15 protein-coding genes are annotated in these 20224 nt (G+C 74.2%); 11 read left to right on the top strand and 4 right to left on the bottom strand.

All coding sequences use genetic code 11. The features are described from left to right. The first annotated feature begins 68 nt into the window (after window positions 1-68). From AB0I91_RS07315 to AB0I91_RS07280, 8 genes are read left to right on the top strand one after another with little or no spacing between them, the layout of a single operon-like run. Window positions 69-1364 (top strand): MFS transporter, encoded by a 1296-nt coding sequence (locus tag AB0I91_RS07315; protein WP_498776733.1) that lies wholly within the window; start codon window positions 69-71, stop codon window positions 1362-1364. After that, window positions 1364-2698 carry a tetratricopeptide repeat protein gene (locus tag AB0I91_RS07310; protein WP_499635758.1) on the top strand — a complete coding sequence of 445 codons (1335 nt, stop codon included), beginning with the start codon at window positions 1364-1366 and terminating at the stop codon, window positions 2696-2698. The genes AB0I91_RS07315 and AB0I91_RS07310 overlap by 1 nt, the downstream gene beginning before the upstream one ends. Continuing rightward, window positions 2695-3999 (top strand): hypothetical protein, encoded by a 1305-nt coding sequence (locus AB0I91_RS07305; protein WP_498776737.1) that lies wholly within the window; start codon window positions 2695-2697, stop codon window positions 3997-3999. The genes AB0I91_RS07310 and AB0I91_RS07305 overlap by 4 nt, the downstream gene beginning before the upstream one ends. Then, window positions 3996-5042: an aKG-HExxH-type peptide beta-hydroxylase gene (locus AB0I91_RS07300; RefSeq protein ID WP_498776739.1), complete on the top strand. Its 1047-nt coding sequence runs from the start codon at window positions 3996-3998 to the stop codon at window positions 5040-5042. Before AB0I91_RS07305 ends, AB0I91_RS07300 begins: the two co-directional genes overlap by 4 nt. Beyond that, window positions 5035-6285, top strand: coding sequence for an aKG-HExxH-type peptide beta-hydroxylase (locus AB0I91_RS07295; protein WP_499635755.1), 1251 nt, complete (start codon window positions 5035-5037; stop codon window positions 6283-6285). The genes AB0I91_RS07300 and AB0I91_RS07295 overlap by 8 nt, the downstream gene beginning before the upstream one ends. A gap of 7 nt (window positions 6286-6292) precedes the next feature. Beyond that, window positions 6293-7366: a HesA/MoeB/ThiF family protein gene (locus AB0I91_RS07290; RefSeq protein WP_499614794.1), complete on the top strand. Its 1074-nt coding sequence runs from the start codon at window positions 6293-6295 to the stop codon at window positions 7364-7366. After that, window positions 7363-9966: an insulinase family protein gene (locus AB0I91_RS07285; RefSeq protein WP_499635753.1), complete on the top strand. Its 2604-nt coding sequence runs from the start codon at window positions 7363-7365 to the stop codon at window positions 9964-9966. The genes AB0I91_RS07290 and AB0I91_RS07285 overlap by 4 nt, the downstream gene beginning before the upstream one ends. A 35-nt stretch (window positions 9967-10001) precedes the next feature. Continuing rightward, complete coding sequence (locus AB0I91_RS07280; protein WP_499614788.1) at window positions 10002-11342, top strand: coproporphyrinogen-III oxidase family protein; 1341 nt, start codon at window positions 10002-10004, stop codon at window positions 11340-11342. Between the two features lie 103 nt (window positions 11343-11445). Here the strand turns inward: AB0I91_RS07280 and AB0I91_RS07275 are convergent, their stop codons facing one another. After that, window positions 11446-11970 (bottom strand): flavin reductase family protein, encoded by a 525-nt coding sequence (locus AB0I91_RS07275; protein ID WP_498776749.1) that lies wholly within the window; start codon window positions 11968-11970, stop codon window positions 11446-11448. Between the two features lie 380 nt (window positions 11971-12350). Between AB0I91_RS07275 and AB0I91_RS07270 the strand changes: the two genes are divergently transcribed. Next, window positions 12351-15128 (top strand): AAA family ATPase, encoded by a 2778-nt coding sequence (locus AB0I91_RS07270; protein WP_499635750.1) that lies wholly within the window; start codon window positions 12351-12353, stop codon window positions 15126-15128. Window positions 15129-15444: 316 nt separating this feature from the next. Here the strand turns inward: AB0I91_RS07270 and AB0I91_RS07265 are convergent, their stop codons facing one another. The 3 genes from AB0I91_RS07265 to AB0I91_RS07255 all read right to left on the bottom strand — a co-directional run bounded on the left by AB0I91_RS07265 (window position 15445) and on the right by AB0I91_RS07255 (window position 18091). Next, window positions 15445-16197 carry a thioesterase II family protein gene (locus AB0I91_RS07265; protein ID WP_498776753.1) on the bottom strand — a complete coding sequence of 251 codons (753 nt, stop codon included), beginning with the start codon at window positions 16195-16197 and terminating at the stop codon, window positions 15445-15447. A gap of 126 nt (window positions 16198-16323) precedes the next feature. After that, the gene (locus AB0I91_RS07260) at window positions 16324-16506 is read right to left on the bottom strand and encodes an acyl-CoA carboxylase epsilon subunit (RefSeq protein WP_498776755.1); all 183 of its coding nucleotides are present in this window, start codon (window positions 16504-16506) and stop codon (window positions 16324-16326) included. 4 nt (window positions 16507-16510) lie between these two features. Beyond that, entirely contained in the window at window positions 16511-18091 is a 1581-nt protein-coding gene (locus AB0I91_RS07255; RefSeq protein ID WP_499614782.1) for an acyl-CoA carboxylase subunit beta, read from the bottom strand. 212 nt (window positions 18092-18303) lie between these two features. Between AB0I91_RS07255 and AB0I91_RS07250 the strand changes: the two genes are divergently transcribed. Together AB0I91_RS07250 and AB0I91_RS07245 are read left to right on the top strand one after the other, a co-directional pair. Then, entirely contained in the window at window positions 18304-18738 is a 435-nt protein-coding gene (locus tag AB0I91_RS07250) for an SRPBCC family protein (RefSeq protein ID WP_498776759.1), read from the top strand. A 37-nt stretch (window positions 18739-18775) separates the two neighbouring features. Continuing rightward, complete coding sequence (locus AB0I91_RS07245; RefSeq protein ID WP_498776761.1) at window positions 18776-20194, top strand: NAD(P)/FAD-dependent oxidoreductase; 1419 nt, start codon at window positions 18776-18778, stop codon at window positions 20192-20194. Window positions 20195-20224 lie beyond the last annotated feature (30 nt).

Genomic DNA, 20224 nt, shown 5'->3' with positions numbered 1-20224 from the left:
GGGTTTCGGTGGGGCCGTGCGCGGCCCCACCGGAACCGTGCTGCGCCTCGTCGACAAGGAGTGCCGTTTTGACGAGCAACCGCACGCCCGTCGGAGGGGCGCCCGCGGACTCCGCCACGGCGCCGGAGCCCGCGGTCGCCGCCAACGTCCTGCGCAACACGCCTTTTCTCCTGCTGCTGGTCGCGCTGGTCCAGTCCGCGTTCGGCGACCAGCTCTTCAAAGTGGGGGTGCCCTGGTACGCGACCCAACGCGGGGAGTTCTTCGACGGCGCCCTCATCGGCATCGTGATGGCCATTCCCATCGCCTGCTTCGGCCTGGTCGCGGGTGTGCTCGTCGACCGGTACAGCAGGTTCTGGTTGCTGGTCGGGGCCGATTTCGTGCGCATGGTCGTCGTCGCGGCGATGGCGGTGCTGGTCGCGACGCAGCTGGCGCCCCTGTCCGTGCTGCTGGTGGGCACGTTGCTGCTCGCCGCGCCGGGGACGGTCTTCATGCCGGCCGTGCAGACGCTGATCCCGGTCATCGCGGGCGGGAAGCTCGAACGCATCGCCAGGATGGACGCGCTGCTCATCGGCGGCGCCACCACCATGGCCATCCTGGGCCCGTCCCTGACCGGTCTGCTGCTGAACGTGGTGGAGATCGAGGTCCTCCTCGCGCTGGACGCGGTCACGTTCGGCGTCTCGATGGTGCTGATCCTGCTGGTCAGGAAGTCTCTGCCGGTCGTGCCGCCGCGTGCTGCCGCGGATCGCCCCAAGCGGTCGGTCAGCGGGGTGCTCGCCAACGCCAAGGCGGGCTTGCGGTTCATCCTCGCCGACAAGGTCCTCCGGCCCCAGTTCCTGGTCTACCCGGTGCTGGACGGGGCCCAGTACAGCATCGTGTTCCTGCTGCCCGGCTACCTGCTCACGCTCGAGGAGAGCGGCGCCACCTACTTCGGCCTGGCCGTCGCGGCCATCGGCGTCGGCCGGGTGATCGGCCTGTTCACCGTCGCGCACACCTCGCTGCTCCGTCGCCGGGGCATCGTGTTCGTGGGCAACTGGATCGTCCAGGGGACGGCGTTGCTGGTGATGACCGCGTTCGACAGCGGTTGGGTGGTACCCCTCGCGCTGCTCTTCGTCGGCCTGCCCGCGGGCATGGCGACCGTCGCGGTGACCTCGTTCGTCCAGTCGGTCGTCCCGGACGAGCTGCGCGGCCGGGTCTTCGCGGCCGTGATGTCGTTGAGCGGCGCGGCCATGCCGCTGGCGCCGCTCGTGCTCGGTCTGGTCGCCACGGCCTGGTCGCCGGCCGGGGCCATGGTCTGCACCGGCGCGCTGTTCGTCCTCGGTGGCGTCTTCCTGGCCACCCGGTCCGCGGTCCGCGGAGCCTCGTGATGAGCACGACGCGACCTCCCTACCACAGCACGGGACTGCGCCCCGACGCCGAACGGCCACGCCGGTGGCGGCCGGACGAGCGGGTGGACCTGTGGTTGCTCGGTCCGTACTTCGGGCTGCACGAACCGCCGGTGTGCTCCCTGCACACCGCGACCGTCACGGCCGCCTACGCCGAGCTCGACACCTCGCGCCCGGCGACGCCGTTCCAGTGCCACACGCCTCGCGGGTTGCGCGAGGCGGTCGCCCAGTGCCTGCGGTGGCCGGAGCTGGCGTCGCCGGGCCCGGCCGCGCTGCCGGACGAGCTGGTGACCGAGCGGTGGCGCGCGCTGGTCCGGCTCACGGAGCACCCGCTCGACCTGGACCTGGAGACGCGCCTGCGCCTCGGCACCCTGCTGTGCGCCCTCGGCCTGGACGCGTGCGCCCTCGGCGTCCTCCCGGCGTCGACGCCCGAGGACGCCGGTCGCGACCAGCTCTCGGCGGGCCTGGCGATGAAGCGGACGCACGCGCTCGTCCGGGCGAGCGGGTCGGAGGCGGCCCGTGCGGAGGACCGCGAGGTCCTCACCGCGGTGGCGACGAGCCGGCGCCTGCCCGCCGCGACCGCCCTGTCCGCCGCGCTGACCCTGGTGGTGCTCAACGCGAAGGGACGCGCACCGGACGTCGCCGCGACGGCGCACTGGCGCGAAGTGGCCGGCGCCCACCTCGCCGGGCTCGCGCCGGGAGGGTCCTGGCGGGACGCGCTGTTCACGAGCGCCTACTGGCGAGCGGTGAGCTACCTGCCGTTCCTGCTCGGTGACCACGAGCGCACCCGCGCGGAGCTCGACCGCGCCGAGGAGCACGCGCGCGACCTCCCGGACGGCACGGAGCAGCAGGCGCTCGTGCGCCGCCAGAACCTGCACCCCCTGCTGGAGACCCGGACGCGTGCCGCCGCGGCCGCGAACGACCTCGACGCGGCGCTCCGGTACGCGCACGAGTTGGCGGCGCTCGACCCGTACGACGGCAAGGTCCTCCTGGGGCTGGGCGACGTGGCGATGCGGGCCGGGGACACCGCGGCGGCGGTGGAGGCGTACCGGCGCGCGGCGATGCTGGGAGCTCCGCACGCCGCCCGCGCGCGGGTGGCGCTCGGCCGGCACCTGGAGCACGCGGGCGACGAGGAAGGCGCGCTCGACTCCTTCCTGGCCGCCGCGCACGCCGACCCCACCGCGTACACGGCCGTCGCGGCGGTGCACCGGCTCGCCGAGCGGACCGGTCGCGCCGACCTGGCCGACTGGTGCGTGCGGTGGCTGGCCGACCTGCGCGCCCGGTTGCGCGTCCGTCCGGAAAGGACTGTCGGATGAGCGTCTCCTCGAACCCGTTCCGGCGGATGCCGACGCGGGGGATCACCACCGCGCCCGGGACCCGGAGCGACCTGCGCGCCGTCCGCCCGTACGTCGACCTGCGCGGCGCCGGGGGCGCCATCCACTCCCGCGTGCTGCTGCACTACGCCGATGCGTTGTCGAGCGGCCACCAGGTGCGGGCGGTGTTCCAGAGCAACCCCGTCGCGCACACCCGCCGGCACATCCTGCGCGAGGCGCGGCTGCCCGACTTCCACGCCGATCACCCCGCCGACCTGCCACCGGAACTGCGCGGCCGGCGGTGGCAGGACCTGTGCGAGCACGTCGAGCACTGGCCCGACCTCGACGACGACACCAGGGCACGCGCCGGCATCGTGCTCGTCCGCCTCGGCTTCTACGCGACCTTCCTGGGGCTGACCGGCCCGGATGAGCCACCCACCGCGATCGGGGACGCCGGCGCGAGCCTGCTCATGCTGCGCGCCAACGCCCGGTACAAGCGGGCGCTCGCCGCGGGCGAGGCGGTGCCGACGTACGAGTCGCTGGTCGAGCACGCGTCGACGGCCCGGTCCCGGTTGCTGGCGGCGCTGGCGCTGGCCGTCCACCACGCCCGGGTCAGCCGGGACAGCGCGCAGGTCGACGCGTGGGCCACGCGGTCGATGGACCTGCTTCCCCAAGCGCTCGACGGCGGCGAGGACGACGCGCTGCTGCACAGCGCGGTGCTCCGGGCGTGCAGCTTCGCCCCGTTCTTCGACGGCGACAAGGCCCGCACCACGCGGCTGCTGGACGAGTGCGAGGCACTCGCGCGGTCCGCGCCGGCGGACACCGCCGAGCGGGCCCTGGCCAAGGCCGAGAACCTGCGCGCCGTGCTCGAGACCCGCGCCCGGGAGGCGCAGTGGCGGGGGGAGGCGGACCTGGCCCTCGACCGCACCAGGGAGCTCGTCGACCTGGACGCCGACGACGGCCGGGCGCACCGCGACCTCGGGTACCTGTTGCTGGCCCGGCAGGACGTCGAGGCGGCGCTGCGCTCGTTCGCCCGCTCCGCCGCGCTCGGACCCCCGTTCGCGGCGGTGTCGTGGGCGCTCGTGGCGCGGTGCCGCGAGCTGCTCGACGACCCGCGTGCGGCGATCGAGGCGTACCTCGTGGCGTGCGAGCTGGATCCCGGATCGCTGACGGCGCTCGACGGTGTCGCGCGGTGCGCGGCGTCGATCGGCGACGCCGGCCTGCGCGGGTGGGCGCTGTCGCGGTCGGCCGCCCTCCCCGCCCTGCCCGCACCCGCCGACCGCGAGAAGGAGACCGTCCGATGACCCTTGCCCAGGCCTCCGTGATGGCGTGCGCGACCGCCGACGACCCGTACGTGGTCGCGTTCGCGGCCAAGCGCGCGTCCGCCGTGGACAGAGTGCTCCCCGTGCTGGCGCGCCGACTTCCCGTCGACACCGCGCGAGCGCTGCGCGCCGCGCTGGAGGAGTTCGCGTCGCTGGGGGAGGCGGAGCGGCGGGCGGTGGTCACCGCCCCGCTGTTCGGCTACTGGTGGCACCGCCTGTGCGTGGACTACCGGCGCGGTGAGTTCACCGCCCTGGCGGACTGGGTCGGCCACCTCCGGCGCTTCCTCGAACCGGTGCGCGACGACCTGTCGCCCGACTCCGTCGAGCTGCGCGGCGGGATCCTCCTCGGCGCCGACCACCCGTGGATCCACGAGTACGTCCGGACGGCCAACGGGAACACCAGGGCCGAGGGCGGGCGGGGTGATGTCACGCCGGTGCCGCCCGACGAGGTGCGACCCGACCTGGCCCGCGCGCTGGCGCTGATCGACGACGTGTGGCCCGCCTTCGGCGAGGAGGTCACCCGGTTGGTCCGGCTGATCGTGCCGTTCACCAGCGCCGACACGGTCGCGTTCAGCAACAGCGTGCTGGACGGGCTGCTGTTCCTCCGCGCGGACCTCGCCGATCCGGTGGTCGCCACCGAGCGCCTCGTCCACGAGACGAGCCACCTGCGGCTCAACGCCGTCTTCGACCTCTACCGGGTGCACGAGCACGGGCCGGAGGAGCGACTGCACTCGCCCTACCGGAAGGTGCCGCGACCGGTCGACGGGCTGTACCACGGTGCCTTCGTCTTCGCGCGGATCGCGCAGTTCCACCTGCGGGCGCACCGGCGGCTCGGCGAGGACCGCTGGCTGCACCGGCTGGTCGAGGTGCTCGACATGCAGCGGGAGGCGCTGGACCTCTTGCGGGACTCGGTCCGCCTCACGCCGTTCGGCCAGGTCGCCTACGAGGAGTTCCGCCGCGCGACCGAAGCGGTTGCCCACGACGCCTTCGACAAGACCGGATCCACTGGGAGCACTGATGCCTAGCCAGACGATGGCCCCCCTCGCGGTGGCCGACAGCTACCCCGACGAACCGCTCAGGACCTACCGCGACCGGGTGTCCCGGGGCATCTCCCGCGTGCTGCCGCGACTGCTCGACCGGGTGGACGAGGCGCAGGCCGCCAGCGTGGACCAGGTCTGGGAGTGCTTCGAGCACCTGCCGGCGGAGCAACGCGGTGACATCGCCCAGCACCCGCTGTTCTGCTCGTGGTGGATCAAGCTGAAGTCGGCCGTCGCGGGCGGGGACGACGCCGGCATCCGGCGACTGCTGCCGCACTTCGGCCGGTTCGTGCTGATCCCCGCGTTGCGCGGCGCGGTCGCCTCGGGGTCCGCGACGGACCTCCGGCTCGACCTGCCCCTGTCCGATCGCGGCGAGCTGCGCTTCCCCGGTCACCTCCGGCACGTCGTCCTGGACGGCGCCGGGCCCGGCCACGCCCGGCTGCGCCACGACGGCGACGTGCTGCGGGTCGACACGACGGACCGGTTGTGGCTGGTCCCGGTCGCCGACCTGCTCGGGCCGGCCGCCACCGACCACCCGCTGCTGGGCACCCGTCCGGCCATCGCGGGCGGCGCGATCGAGGTGGACGCGTCCGACGAGTGGTTCCGGCGGTTCTTCGAGGGCCAGAACGCCAGGAACCCGCTGCCCGGCTACCCCCGCCGGGACCTCGCCCCGCTGGAGCCGATCAGCCGGCAGGTGGTCGAGCAGCTCGACCGGGCGCTGGACCTGCTCCGGTCGACGAGCCCCGGGTTCGCCTCGGAGGTCGAGGCGCTGATCAAGGTCGTCTCGCCGTTCCGCAGCCGGCTGATGTCGACGTTCACCGACACCGGGTTCTTCGGCACCGTCTTCATCAGCGAGCGCCTCGGTCCGTTCACGGACACGGCCCTGACCGCGGAACACCTGCTGCACGAGGCCAGCCACCACCGGTTGACGCTGCTGATGGAGGACGACCCGCTCATCGACGCCGACCCGGCGAAGCTCGTGAAGTCGCCGTGGCGCCTCGACCCCCGGCCGCTGCACCAGATCCTGCACGGCACGTTCGTGTTCGCCCGGATCGCCCAGTTCCTCGGCGCGGCGGTGGCCGACGGCGGCGGCCCGGAGCTCGTCCAGCGCTACGAGGCGGTCCAGCACGACCTGCGCGACGCGCTGCGGACGCTGGACGAGGGCGGTGTCGAGTACACACCCGCGGGCCGACAGCTCCGAGAGCTGTTCGGCGAGATCGTGGAAGGCTGAGCCGGTCGTGACGACGACGATGCGGCTGCGCGGGCGGACCCAGCTGCTGCCCTCCGGTCCCACCCTCATCGCGCGGTTGGGCGACCGCCTGACCCGGATCGCGCCGTTCGGCCCGGTCGAGGAGCAGGTGCTGCACCTGCTCGCGAAGGGGACGTCCGACCTGGACGAGGAGACTGCGGACTGGCGGCCCGACGACAGGACCCGGGCCAACGAGCTGGCGGCGACCCTGCGCGACGCCGGGTTCCTCGAGGCGGTCGAGCCGCCCGCCACGATCCGCGCGGAGGACCTCGCCCGCTTCGACCGCCTCCTGCACTACTTCTCCGAGCAGGAGGACGGCGCGGTGTCCCGGTTCGACCGGTTGCGGCGCCTGCTGGACGCACGGGTCCTGGTCGTCGGCACGGGCGGCATGGGGAGCTGGCTGCTCTACGGCCTCGCCTGCTGCGGTGTGCGCGACTTCGTCCTCGTCGACTCCGACGTGGTCGAACCGTCCAACCTGAACCGGTCGATCCTGTTCGGGGAGGGCGACATCGGCCGGGCCAAGGTCGACGCCGCGGCCGAGGCGCTGACCCGGTTCTCGCCCCGCGCGAGGGTGCGGACGGTGGCCGCGCCGATCACCGGCCCCGGCGACCTGCTCGACCACCTCGACGGGGTGGACCTGGTCGTCGGCGCGGCGGACCAGCCGATCTGGCTGGTCCGCGAATGGCTCGCCCGCGCCTGCCGACAGGCGGGCGTGCCGCTGCTGCACCCGAGCGGTCTGCGGGTCGGTCCCTTCTACCTGCCCGGCCGCAGCGCGTGCCCGATGTGCGAGTTCGCGCAGCGGTGCCAGGAGCAGCCGCGGTTCGCCGAGACCGTGGCACGCCTGCGCCGCCTGCCCCGGGGCACCTCGGGCGGGCTGGCGCCCTGGGCGGGCATCACCGCGAGCGTCGCCACGGCGGAGGTCTTCCGCCACCTGGCCGGGCTGGGCAACCCGATGACCGTGGACGCGGTGTGGACCTGGCGCAACGGCGGCACGTCGGACGTCACGCCGCTCCTGCCGCAGGCCGGCTGCCCGGTGTGCCACGGGGAAGGGCTCCGGACGTGACGTTCGAGACCGCGGGCACGTGGGCGACCGAGGTCGGGGACGTCGCGCTGCACCGCGACGGGCGCACCGGCCTGCGGCACGTGCACGTCGACACCGGGGACCCGCACCTGGTCGTCGCACTGGCCCTGCGCACGCCGTCGACGCACCCCGGCGTGCCGCACGTCCTGGAGCACTGGGTGGGCGCGGGATCACGCCGCTTCGGCGACGTGCACGTGTTCCCGTCGTTGGCCGACACCGCCGCCACCACGTTCGTCAACGGGTTCACCGGCCCGGACTTCACGTGCTTCGTGGCCGGCACCACCTGCGTGGCGAGCGCCGACCTGCTGACCGAGGCGCTGCTCGACGGTGTCTTCCACCCGCTGCTGCTCGACGCGACCTTCGCCAGGGAAGCGGGCGTGGTCCGGCAGGAGTCGGTGAGCCGGGCGCACGACCCGCGGACGGTGGCGCTCGGAGCGCTCGCCGCCGCCGTCTACGACGCACCGGCGCTGAGCCGCCTCCAGGCGCAGGGCCTGTCGGTCGCCGACCTGGCCGGCCTCACCCCCGAGCAGGCCCGGGAGTACCACCGGCGGCACTACCGGCCGTCGGCGGCGTGGCTGGTGACGGTCGGGGACCAGCCGCCCGCGCGGTTCCACGAGCACGTCTCACGCGTGCTCGGCCCGGACGGGTCGACGCCCGCGGCCTTCGCCCCGTTCGCCGCGCATCCCTCCGCGGTCGTCGTGCCGGGGACGCCGGGATCACCGGGGGTCGACGCCCTGCTCGCGGTCGCGCTGGAGCCGTCGACCGCCGCCGGGGCGACCGCCCGGGCCATGGTGCTCGGGGAGGCGCTGGCCGGCACGACGGACGGCCCGTTGCGCCGGCTGCTGGCCGAGCACGGCGGGCACCGGTACCCGCCGGGCTCCGGGGTCAACCTCCACTACCCCCACACCCTCTTCACGGTGGGCGTGAGGGTGACCGGGCCGGACGCGGCCGACGGGGTGCACGACCGCCTGGCCGAGGTCGTTCCCGAGGCGTTCCGCGCGGAGGACGTGACGAACGCGGCCCGCCGCCTGTTGCTGCGGGCGCTCGACCGCAGCAACGGCAAGCACCCGCACCACCCGTGGGCCGTGCAGCTGGTGCTCGACGCGGTGGCGCCCCTGGTCCGCGGGCTGTCCCCGGTCGACGCCCTGAACCTGCCCGAGCACCTCCGCTGGTGCGCCGAGCACCCGGACCGCGTCCTGTCGCTGCTGACGGGCACCTCGGTACGTTTCGGGCGGGCACTCGTCGACCACACCTCGTCACGGGTTCCGGCGCCGCCGGTGGACGCCGGTACCCCTGCCGCGGCGGGCCCCGCTCCGGACACGGCCCTGCCCGCCGTCCCAGCCGCGCGGCCGGCACCGAGGCACCCGCGCTGCGTGCCGACACCCGTTCCCGGCGCGGCGCGGACCTGGCTGTGGACCACGGACACGAAGGGCATCGGGTACGCCGTCGCCGACCTCGACCTCGTCTGCGACCTCGACGTCCTCCCGCTGCTGCCGACCGCGGTCGCGCCGTTCCGGCACGCGCGGCGGTGGCGGTCGGACGTGACCGTCACGGCGACGGCCCACGACTCCGCGCCGGACCGGCCGCGGATCAGGCTCCGGGTCTGCCTGCGCCACCACCAGGACGACGCGGCGGAGGCCCGCACGTGGCTGGCGCAGCGGATCACGGCCCTGCGCGACCAGCCGGACAGGTGGTTCGAGCGGGTCCCGGCGGTGGTGGGCCGCGAGGCCTCCGCCACGCCCACGACCCCGGGCCTGGTGGTCAGCGCCGCCCACGCCCAGGTCTCGACCACGGGCGCCGCGCAGGACCTGGTCGACGGCTGGTGCCGGCGGCGAGCGCTCCAGGACCTCGTCGCCGACCAGGACGCGCTGCGCCGCGCGATCGCCGCCGCGGTCGACACGGTGGCCGTGCGGACGGCGCGGGTGGTGATCACCCAGAGCGGTGACGCGCCGGCCCCGGACGTCGAGAGGTGGGAGGCCGCGCTCACCGGGTCGGACGACGGCCCGACGGCGGTGCGGCCGCCGCTGGTGAGCGGCCCGGTGCTGATCCCGTCCAGGGGCGGTGACCTCGTCGTCGCCACCGCGTACGACCTGGCGCAACCCGGCGGTGGGGACGGCGCGGCGGCACTGGTCACCGCCGCCGTGCTCAACCGGCGGCTGCGCGACGCCCTGCGCCGGATCGGCGCGCACGGCAGCAAGGTCGCGTTCTCGCTCCGCACCGGCGTCCTCACCACGACCTGCGTCGGCGGCGCGGACGCCGCGGCGGCGTTGGCGCTCACCCGAGCCGCGCTCACCGGGCTCGGCGGCGACCCGCCGTCCGAACGGGAGGTCGCCGCCGCGCACACCGCGGCGACGACCGCGCTCCACCCGCTCACCTCCGTGGACACCCTGGCCGCCGACGTGCTCGCCGACCGGGAGTCCGGGTTCGGGCGCCGTCGCGGGCGGGCGCACGACGCGATCGCCTCCGTGCGCGCCGCCGACGTGCTCCGCTGCGCCGATCACCTCGTCCGTCGGGCGCCGGCGGTCGGCGCCACCGCCTCGCCCGAGGCGCTGGACCACCTCCGCGAGAGCAGTCGGCGCTGACCGGAACGAAGACCTCCCGAGACACAGGAGATGCCATGCCGACCAACCTGACCCCGCCGACCCCGCTCTCCACCGAGCGGTCCGCGCACCCGCTGATCCCGGTGCTGCCGCCGTTGCGGCCGAACACCGGCGGTGCGGCCGCCGCGGAGCGCCTGTTCGGCCTCGACGAGGTCGGCGGCGACTTCGTCCTGTACGTGTCGATCCCCTTCTGCCGGGTCCGCTGCCACGCCTGCCCGTTCTTCATCGAGCTGCTGTCGGAGAACGACCCCCGTGCCCGGGAGGCCCGGTACGTCGAGGCCCTCGTCGCGGACATCCAGCGGTGGGGGCGGCGTCGCCGTTGGCAGACCGGCAGGTTGCGCGCGGTGTACATCGGAGGTGGCACCGGGTCCGTGCTCACCACCGCCAACCTCGAACGGGTGGTGGACGCGATCACCACCAGCTTCCCGCTGGCCGAGGGCTGCGAGCTGACGTTGGAGGGCAACGCCAGGGACTTCACCGAGGACAAGGTGGAGTACGTCGCCGGATCGCCGATCAACAGGGTCAGCCTCGGCGTGCAGTCGTTCCACGAGGACGTCCTCCGCGTGATCGGCTCGCCCCACGCGGCGGAGCAGAGCGCGCGGGTGATCAACCGGCTCAACCGCCTGGGGCACACCAACATCCAGCTCGACATGATGTACAACCTGCCCTCGCACACCCGCGAGGTGTGGCAGAGCGACCTGCGGCGCCTGGCGGAGCTGGAGGTGCAGCACTTCACGATCTACGAGTACCGGGTCCACCACGGCAGCCCGCAGCACAACTTCATCAAGCGGGGGAAGGTGCCCGCGCCGCTGCCCTCCGGCGCGGAGCAGGTCCGCGCCATGTACGACGACGTCGTGGAGGCCGCGCGCAAGTCCGGCTTCGACATGTACATGATCGACTACTTCGCCCGGCCCGGCTACGAGAGCCGGTACAACACGTGGATGTACCAGAAGGACGACGTCGACGTCCTCGCGATCGGGCCGGGTGCGTACGGGTACGTCAACCGCCGCCGCTACCTGGCGCACCGGGACGTCGAGGGCTACATCGCCACCGTCGGCCGCGGCGAGCACGCGGTGGACTCGGTCGCCGACGAGCTGACCGGACAGGAGCGCCGGGAGCGCTACGTCGTGGGCCGGCTGATGTTCCACTCGATCGACCTGGCCGACTACCGGCGCAGCTTCGGCACGTCGTTCGTGGACGACTTCGGCGCGCTGGCGGGTCAGGTCGTCGACGCCGGGCTCGCCACGCTCGACGAGCGCGAGTTGCGCCTCACCGAGTCCGGTGTGGGCTGGCACCGGCATCGGATCGCGTACGGACGGGTGGCGCCCGGGGTCAGCCGGGTGACCACGTCGTCGTGAACGGGCCCCGCGCGGACCGCCCGTCGCCGGCGACTTCGGAACGTGGAGGTCCGGCGGGGAGGTGCCGGGCGATCCTCCTTTGTGGATGTCCGGCGGGCCGCGGTCAGCCCCGGCCGTTCGCGGCCACCGGTTCGTCGAGGGCGTGGAACGCGCGGTGGAAGTAGACGGTCGGCGGGTGGCCGTTCGCCCGGGTCCCGGTGACGCGGCCGACGAGGATGGTGTGGTCGCCGCCGTCGTGCCGGGCGAACGCGTCGCAGTGCAGGATCGCCGCCGCGTCGGAGAACACGGGGTTGCCGCGCGGGTCGGGCTCGAAGTCGCCGCCCTCGAACTTGTCGACGCCGCTGGTGCCGAACCGGCGGGCCAGGTCGCTGCGGTGGGCCGGGACGACGTGGACCACCCACGACTCGGCGGTCAGGAACGCCCCGTGGCACGACGCGGTCTTGGCCAGGCACACGAGCACGAGCGGCGGGTCGATCGACAGCGAGCAGAACGAGGTGGCGGTGAAGCCCCACCAGCGGCCGTCCGGGTCGCCTGTCGTCACGATCGTCACCCCGCTGGGGAACGCCGCCAGCGCGTGCCGGAACCGCACCGCGTCGGCCGGCGTCCCATCCGCGAGGCTGTCCGCCACCGCGCCCTCCATTCGCCTGGGGACAATTGTCGATCCTATTTGGCCGGCGGTGGCCGGGTCAGTGCCACAGCGGGGATTAGGGGGTGGTTCATCCGGCGCCCGGTTCATCACGACGGATTTCGCAAGAATGTGTCCACTTACCGTCCACTTGGGTTTGTCGACCTCTACGGACCGTGATTGACCATGCACGGGCAGGTTGCGTCGCCGGTGGTGGCGGGTCGGCCGCGCGATCGGTCGCACATTTCTTCCCGATCCGATCGGCCGATCGGGCGCTTGAACCCCAGTCCTGCCCACTAGGGGTAGCCGGGCACGGCACCGCGGTCTGAGAGTCCACTGACGACGGTGCTAGGGGTTTCACCACTGGGGGAAGGAACGCTTGGGTGGTATTCGTCGACCACAACGACGCACTGGGCACCTTGAACGCCTTGCTCGCCAAGACCTCGGTCGGCGGCGGCCAGCTCGCGCTGATCAGCGGCGGCCTGGCCACGGGCAAGACGTCCCTGCTGCACGAGTTCACCCGCCAGGCGTCCGAGTCGGGCGCGGTGTCGCTGATGGCGGTCGGCTCGGCCGCGGAGAGCAAGCTCCAGCTGGCCGTCATGGAACAGCTCTTCCGCGTGGTGGAACTGCCGGACGACCTCGCCGAACGCCTGCTCGAACCGCTCGCCGCGGTCGCGGCCACGGTGGACGAGGGCGACCACGACATCGGCGCCGGCCGGTACGCCGAACCCGGCCTGGTGCGGGCCGCGCGCGAGGTCTGCGGCGCGCTGCTCGAGCTGTCGCGGGAACGACCCGTCGTCATCGGCATCGACGACGTGCAGTTCGTCGACAGCACCTCCCTGCAGCTCCTGCTGTACCTGTGGCGCCGGCTGAGCTCGGCGCGCGTCATGCTGGTCGTCAGCGAGTGGGCGACGCCGGAGTCCACCTTGCCGAGGTTCCACGCGGAGCTGTTCCGGCAGCCCCACCGCCGGCTGCGGCTCGGCCCGCTGGACGTGCGCGGCGTCGTGCGGCACGCGTCGCGGTTCCTGCCGGAGGACGAGGCCAAGCGCGTCGCGCCGGACGTGCACCGGTCGAGCGCGGGCAACCCGTTGCTGGTCGCCGTGCTGGTCCAGGAGCACCTCGCCGCGTCGCGCGAGGGCGGGCACGGCGCGCCGGGCGACCTGCTCGGCCCGGAGGTCGTCGCCGCCCTGCACCGCTGGGGCACCCCGCTGCTGGAGACGGCCTGCGGGCTCGCCGTGCTCTGCGCCAAGGCCAGTCCCAACGACGTCGCGCGGCTGGTCGGGCTGCCGTTGCCGGAGGTGCGGCGGGCGTTGGAGCTGCTGGTGTCCGCCGGCCTGGTGGAGGGGTGCGGGCTGCGGCACCCCGCGGTGGCCAAGGCGTTGCTCGACAGCCTGCCCCGGACGCGGCGCACCCGGTTGCACGCCGACGCCGCGGACCTGCTGCGCCAGGTCGGCGCGCCCGCGGTCGAGGTGGCCGACCACCTGCTGGAGGCGGCCGGTCCGCACGCGGACTGGGTGGTGGACGTGCTGCGCGAGGCGGCGGACGTGGCGTTGGCGGGCGACCGCGTGGAGACCGCCGTGCGCTACCTCGAACTGGCGCTGGACACGTGTACGGACCCTGGGCAGCGCGTGTCGTTGGCCGTCGCCGTGGTGCGGGCGTCGTGGCGGGTCCGCCCGTCGCGGGCGGGGGTGGCGCGCCAGCTGGTGCGCACCGCCGCGGCCGAGGGCGAGCTGTCCGACCGGGACGGCCTCGCCACGCTCCGCGAGGCGTTGTGGCACGGCGACACGACGCTCGCGCTGGGGATAATGGACTCCTTGGCGGGGGCGGACCGCGAGGTCGACACGCAGTTGGTCGTGGAGGCGCGGCTGGTCTACCTGTGGGTGCACGGCGCGCACCGGGAACGGGTGCGCGACCTGGGGCCCGCGCACCAGCGCGCCGCGGACAACCCGTGGACGAGGGCGGCGAGCCTGCTCGGCAACGTGTGGACGCAGGGCGTCTCCGAGGCGTTGACGGTGACCGCCGAGCACCTCCTGCACAGCAGTCGGCTCGGCGACGCGACGTTGGAGACGATGGGCACGGCGCTGATCGCGCTCGGGCACGGCAACCGGGCGGAGAAGGCCGCGGCGTGGTGCGACCGGCTCGTGGAGGAGGCCGCGCGGCGCGGCGCCACGGCGTGGCAGGCGTACCTCAGCGACGTCCGGGCGCGTCTCGCGCTGCTGATGGGCGACCTCGCGGACGCGGTCGCGTCCGCGGAGTCGGCGCTGGAGCTGATGCCGCCCGCCGACTGGGGCGTGTGCGTCGGTTCGCCGTTGGGGACGCTCGCGCTCGCGCAGGTGGCGTCCGGGCGGCTCGACGCGGCCGAGGAGACGTTGCGCCGGCCGACGCCCGACGCGATGGCGGGCACGTCGCACGGGCTGTGGTTCCTGCGCGCCCGCGGGCTGCACCACCTCGCGAGCGACCGGGTGCTGGCGGCGGTCGGCGACCTCCAGGAGTGCGGCGCGATGGCGCGGGAACGGGGCGCCGACGTGCCGGCCCTGCTGCCGTGGCGCACGGACCTGGCCGAGGCGCACCTGCGGCTCGGCGACCCGCTGACCGCGCGCGACCTGGTCCGGCACCAGCTCGAACGGGTGAGCGGCACCGATCGCCGCACGACCGGCCTGTCGCTGCGCGTGCTCGCCGGGTGCGGTGAGGTGGCGAAGCGGCCGGCGCTGCTCGCGCAGGCCGTGGACGCGTTGCAGCAGGCGGGGGACCGGTTCGAGCTGTCGCGCGCGTTGCAGGACCTGAGCCGGGCGCACCACGAGCTGGGCGATGTGGACCGGGCGCGGGTGTTCGCCCGCCGCGCCGCGCACGAGGCCAAGGAGTGCCGGGCCGGCCTGCCCGCGCAGGCGGAGGTGCTCGTCGGCGCCGAGCCGGGCGGGCCGCCGGGCGAGGCCGCCGGCCGGGGTCCGACGCCGTCCACCGCCGCGGTGCTCAGCGACGCCGAGATCAGGGTGGCGCAGCTGGCGGGGCTCGGGCACACCAATCGCGAGATCGGGCGACGGCTCTACATCACGGTGAGCACGGTCGAGCAGCACCTGACCCGCGTCTACCGGAAGCTGGGCGTGACCAGCCGCAGCGAGCTGCCCGCGGTGCTGGTGCGGCACGACATCCCGCCGGCGTAGGGCCGCGCCGGGCAGGGGTCGGCGCGCGGTCGCGGGCAGGCGGGTCGGTCGGTCCGGTGGGTTGTCGGCGGGTCGCGCCGCGCCGGTTGCGGGTACAGGTCCGGGTCCGGTTGCGCCGGGTGCGGGTGCGGATCGGGTTTCGCCGGTTGCTGGTGCTGTTGCGGGTTCGGGTCGGGTCTCGCCGGTTGCGGGTGCGGGTCCGGTTGCGGGTCGGCGCGTGGGCGGGTGGGGCGTCCGGTCCGGTGCGGTGGTCGTGGTCGGGCGGGGTCGGGCCGCGGTGGGGTCGGGCTGCCCCGGCGTGGTCGCGGGCACCCCGTCAGGTCGGCCGGGCGAGGTGCCGGCGGAGCGAGGCCAGCACGGCGGGCGCGTGGTCGTTGAGGTAGAAGTGGCCGCCCGCGAACACCTCCAGGTCGAAGCCGCCGGTGGTGTGCTCGGCCCACGCGCGGGCCTCGTCGAGCGTCACCTCGGGGTCCTCGTCGCCGGTCAGGGCGCGCACCGGGCAGGCCAGCCGGGCGCCCGGCCGGCCGCGGTAGGTCTCGGCGGCGCGGTAGTCCGCCCGCACGGCGGGGAGCACGGCGCGCAGCATCTCGGGGTCGGCGAGCACGGTCGAGTCCGTCCCGCTCATCCGGGCCAGGTTGGCCGCGAGCTGGTCGTCGTCCAACAGGTGCACGTGCTCGTCACGCCACCGGCTGGGTGCACGCCTGCCCGACGCGAACAGGCCGAGCAGCCGCACGCCCGACTCCTCCAGCCGGCACCCGACCTCGAAGCCCAGGGACGCGCCGAGGCTGTGGCCGAACAGCAGCAGCGGCCGGTCGGTCCAGGCGGCCAGCTCCTCGGCGACCAGGTCGGCGAGGCGGTGCACGTCGTCCACGCACGCCTCGGACCGCCGGTCCTGGCGGCCGGGGTACTGCACGGCCAGCACTTCCACGTCGGGGGAGAGGGCGCGCGAGGTGGAGAAGTAGTACGACGCCGACCCGCCGGCGTGCGGGAAGCACACCAGGCGGACGGGTGCGTCCGGCGAGGGGTGGAAACGCCTGATCCAGGCGCCGGCAACGGGCGGTGCGGTCAACGGTCGGTCCTTTTCGCGGGTTGAGGTATCGGTGGTGGGCGCGAGGTCGGCGCGTCTGGGCGGGTTGAGGTTTCGGTGGTGAGCGCGGGGGCCGCGCGCCGGGTTCGTGGTCCGCGTGCCGGCCGGTCAGCGCGAGGTCCACGCGCCGGGCACGCGGTGGCTCGGCGCGCTGGTCCAGCCGGGGCTCGTCGTCGGGGGACGGGACGGTCCGGGGTTGCCGGAGGTGGCGGCGACCAGCGCCAGCACGACCGCGACCAGCTCGTCGTCGCTCGGCCGTCCCTTGAGGACGCGCAGCAGCGGTGCGCTCATCGGCTCACACCGGCTGGTTGCCGTGCTTGCGCGACGGCAGCTTGGCCTGTTTGGCCCGCAGCACGGCGAGCGCGTCGATGACGGTCGACCGGGTCGCGGCGGGGTCGATCACGTCGTCCACCAGCCCGCGCTCGGCGGCGTAGTAGGGGTGCACCAGCTCGGCCTGGTACTGCTTGATGCGCTGGGCCCGCGCCGCCGCCGGGTCGGGCGCGGCGGCGATCTCGCGGCGGAACACGACGTTCGCCGCGCCCTCCGCGCCCATGACCGCGATCTCGTTGGTGGGCCAGGCGAAGGACAGGTCGCAGCCGATCGACCTGGAGTCCATCACGATGTACGCGCCCCCGTAGGCCTTGCGCAGGATCACCTGCACCCGCGGCACGGTGGCGTTGCAGTAGGCGTAGAGCAGCTTGGCGCCGTGCCGGATGATGCCGCCGTGCTCCTGCTCGCGGCCCGGCAGGAAGCCCGGCACGTCGACCAGCGTCACCAGCGGGATGCTGAACGCGTCGCAGGTCTGCACGAACCGCGCCGCCTTCTCCGAGGCGTTGATGTCGAGCGCGCCGGCGAGCACCGAGGGCTGGTTGGCGACGATGCCGACGACGTGGCCGCCCATCCGGGCCAGCCCGCACAGGATGTTGCGCGCCCAGCGCTCGTGCACCTCGAAGAAGTCGCCGTCGTCGACGATCTCCTCGACCACCGCGCGCATGTCGTAGCCGAGGTTGGGGCTCGCGGGCACCAGGTCGAGCAGCACGTCGTTGCGCCGGTCCGACGGGTCGTCGGTGGGCGCGGCGGGCGGCAGCTCCCGGTTGTTGGAGGGCAGCAGCGACAGCAGGTGGCGGACGTCGGCCAGGCACTCGGCCTCGTCCTCGTAGGTGAACGCGGCGGCGCCGGACGTGCTGCCGTGCACGTCCGCGCCGCCGAGGTCGTCGTGGGTGATGCGCTCGCCGGTGACGGCCTCCACCACGTCCGGCCCGGTGATGTACATCTGCGAGATCCCGCGCACCATGAACACGAAGTCGGTCAACGCGGGCGAGTACGTCGCACCGCCCGCGCACGGCCCGAGCATGACGCTGATCTGGGGGATCACCCCGGACGCGCGCACGTTGCGGCTGAAGATGCCGCCGTAGCCCGCCAGCGCGGTGACGCCCTCCTGGATGCGGGCGCCCGCACCGTCGCTCAGGCACACTAGCGGCGCGCCTGCGGCCTCGGCGAGGTCCATCACCTTGTGGATCTTCTCCGCGTGCGCCTCGCCCAGCGAGCCGCCGAAGATGCGGAAGTCGTGGGCGTAGACGAAGACCGTGCGCCCGTCGACCTCGCCCCAGCCGGTGACCACGCCGTCGGTGTGCGGACGGCGGTCCTCCAGGCCGAAGCCGGTCGCGCGGTGCCGGCGGAACTGCTCGACCTCGCGGAACGTGCCGGGGTCGAGGAGCAGGTCGAGCCTTTCCCGGACGGTGAGCTTCCCGCGCGCGTGCTGTTGTTCCGAGGCGCGCGGCGACGGGCCCCTTTCCGCGGACTCCCGCACGGCCGCCAACTCCTCCGCCCGCGCCCGCATGTCGACGAGTCGCGGGCGCTCTGGCGCTGTCGTCATGGGTCGCACTCCACGGGGTCGGCTCGGACCGGGACGATTTCATTGAAGTGTCCGGCGACGAATTGGGCCATGCCGGCGGTCCCCTAAGTGTCGGTGGTGCCCCCTAGTCGTTAAGGGGCCCACCGACTGTTAGGGGGTCCGTCCTCTGGTGCGGCGCCCGCGCGCGCGGTTTGACTGATGCGGAAATCGACCGCGCAAAGGTGAGGTGTGTGATGCTGTCATTCAGCGAGTCCGCGACGATCGAGGCCGAGCCGGAGTACCTCTGGCAGGTCGCCTCGGACCTGAAGGCGTGGCAGGACTGGGACCCGCACGTGGAGAAGCTGGGCTTCGAGGGCCGGTTCGAGGTCGGCGCCTCCGGCTGGACCAAGCCCCGCGGCGGCCCCCGCGGCAACTTCACCATCACCGCGATCGAGGACGGCCGCAGCTACTCGACCGAGTCGCCGATGCCGATGGGGAAGATGCTGATCAACACGATCTTCGAGCCGGTGGGCGAGGGCAAGGTCAAGGTCACCCGCGAGGTGGAGCTGAGCGGCGCGTTCGTCCCCGTGTTCAAGAAGCTGTTCCTCAAGGGCATGCGCGCCGACATGCACGAGACGTTCGCCGCGCTGGAGGCGGAAGCGCGCCGCCGCGCCGCCGCCCAGGCCTGAGCCGCGCCCACTGCCGGGCAGACGCGGGAGGACCGTGATGACGCACGCAGTCGTGCTCGGTGGCGGCATGGCCGGCATGCTCGCCGCCGCCGCGCTCGCCGAGCACGTGGACCGGGTGACCGTCGTGGAGAGCGACCGGTTCCCCGACGCGCCGCTACCCCGCAAGGGGTTGCCGCAGGGGCACCACTTCCACATGTTCATGGGCGGCGGGGTCGACGCGCTCGACGAGCTGCTGCCCGGCACCAGCGACCTGCTCTACGCGGCGGGCGCGCACCGCAGGCGCATGGGCGACGAGTTCCTCGGCGTCTCGATGCACGGCTGGTCGCGGCCGTACGACGGGCGCGCCTACGTGCTCGCGGCCAGCCGCCACCTGCTCGACCACGTGGTGCGCGGGCGGGTGCTGGGCCACCCGGCGATCGACGTGGTCGAGGGGACCAAGGCGGTCGGCCTGATCGGTGACGCGGCGCGGGTCACCGGCGTGCGGCTGGAGAGCCGGGCGGACCAGGACGCCGACCGGCCCGAGCGCACGCTGGCCGCGGACGTCGTGGTGGACGCGACCGGTCGCGGGTCGCGCGCGCCGGTGTGGCTGGAGTCCTTGGGCCTGCCCAAGGTCGCCGAGGACCTCCAGGACGCCGGCTTCGCCTACGCCGGGCGCACCTACGAGGCGCCGGCGGCGCTGGCCGACGGCTTCCCGGCGATCCTCGTGCAGGCCGACTCGGGCACCGGCCGCCCCGGTCGCGGCGCGGGCCTGCTGCCGAACGAGGACGGCAAGTGGATCGTGTCGATGATCGGCACGAAGGGCGCGCAGCCGCCCACCGACGAGGAGGGCTACCTCGCGTTCGCGCGGAGCCTGCAGGACCCGCTGGTGGCCGAGCTCATGGCGGCGGCACGCCCGCTCACCGAGATCCGCGCCTACCGGGGCCTGGTCAACCGGCAGCGGCACTTCGAGAAGCTGCCCGTGCCGGAGGGGTTCCTCGTGGTCGGCGACGCGGCCACGATCCTCAACCCGAACTACGCCACCGGCATGTCGATGGCCGCGTTCCAGGCGCTCGCGCTGCGCGCCGAGCTGGTCAAGCGGGGTCTCGCCGACGGGTTCACCCGCCGGGTGCAGACCGCGGTGGCGAAGTCGGTGGTCGGGTCGTGGCAGGCCGCGACGTTCAACGACAGCCTGTTCCCCGGCGCCGAGTCGACCATGAAGGTGCGCGGCGGCAAGGGGCAGCAGCGGTTCATCGCCCGCTGGAACCGCGTGTCCGCGGAGAACCCGGCGGTGGCGCGGGCCACGTTCGAGGTGGCGTCGTTCCTGGCGCCGCGGCGCTCGATGATGACGTTGCCGCTGCTGTTCACGGTGCTGCGCGGACCGCGGCACCCCGAGATGGCGCTCGCGGACGCGATCGAGCGGTACCCGGCGTTCCGGGAGCCGCTGTCCCGGATCGGATCCGTGATCCCGCCGGGCTGACCGGCGCCCGACCCGCCCGCGCGGTCCGCG

Source organism: Actinosynnema sp. NPDC049800 (genome assembly GCF_040656635.1).
In the GTDB taxonomy this organism is placed as follows: Bacteria; Actinomycetota; Actinomycetes; order Mycobacteriales; family Pseudonocardiaceae; genus Actinosynnema.
The sequence above is the reverse complement of the archived record's forward strand: the minus strand, read 5'-3'. Positions and strand labels throughout refer to the sequence as shown.

Bases quoted from the DNA above. Each gene is read 5' to 3' on its own strand.
- AB0I91_RS07280 (WP_499614788.1), top strand. From the start codon at position 10,002: ATGCCGACCAACCTGACCCCGCCGACCCCGCTCTCCACCGAGCGGTCC.
- AB0I91_RS07260 (WP_498776755.1), bottom strand. From the start codon at position 16,506: ATGAGCGCACCGCTGCTGCGCGTCCTCAAGGGACGGCCGAGCGACGAC.
- AB0I91_RS07255 (WP_499614782.1), bottom strand. From the start codon at position 18,091: ATGACGACAGCGCCAGAGCGCCCGCGACTCGTCGACATGCGGGCGCGG.
- AB0I91_RS07295 (WP_499635755.1), top strand. From the start codon at position 5,035: ATGCCTAGCCAGACGATGGCCCCCCTCGCGGTGGCCGACAGCTACCCC.
- AB0I91_RS07300 (WP_498776739.1), top strand. From the start codon at position 3,996: ATGACCCTTGCCCAGGCCTCCGTGATGGCGTGCGCGACCGCCGACGAC.
- AB0I91_RS07245 (WP_498776761.1), top strand. From the start codon at position 18,776: ATGACGCACGCAGTCGTGCTCGGTGGCGGCATGGCCGGCATGCTCGCC.
- AB0I91_RS07305 (WP_498776737.1), top strand. From the start codon at position 2,695: ATGAGCGTCTCCTCGAACCCGTTCCGGCGGATGCCGACGCGGGGGATC.
- AB0I91_RS07250 (WP_498776759.1), top strand. From the start codon at position 18,304: ATGCTGTCATTCAGCGAGTCCGCGACGATCGAGGCCGAGCCGGAGTAC.
- AB0I91_RS07310 (WP_499635758.1), top strand. From the start codon at position 1,364: ATGAGCACGACGCGACCTCCCTACCACAGCACGGGACTGCGCCCCGAC.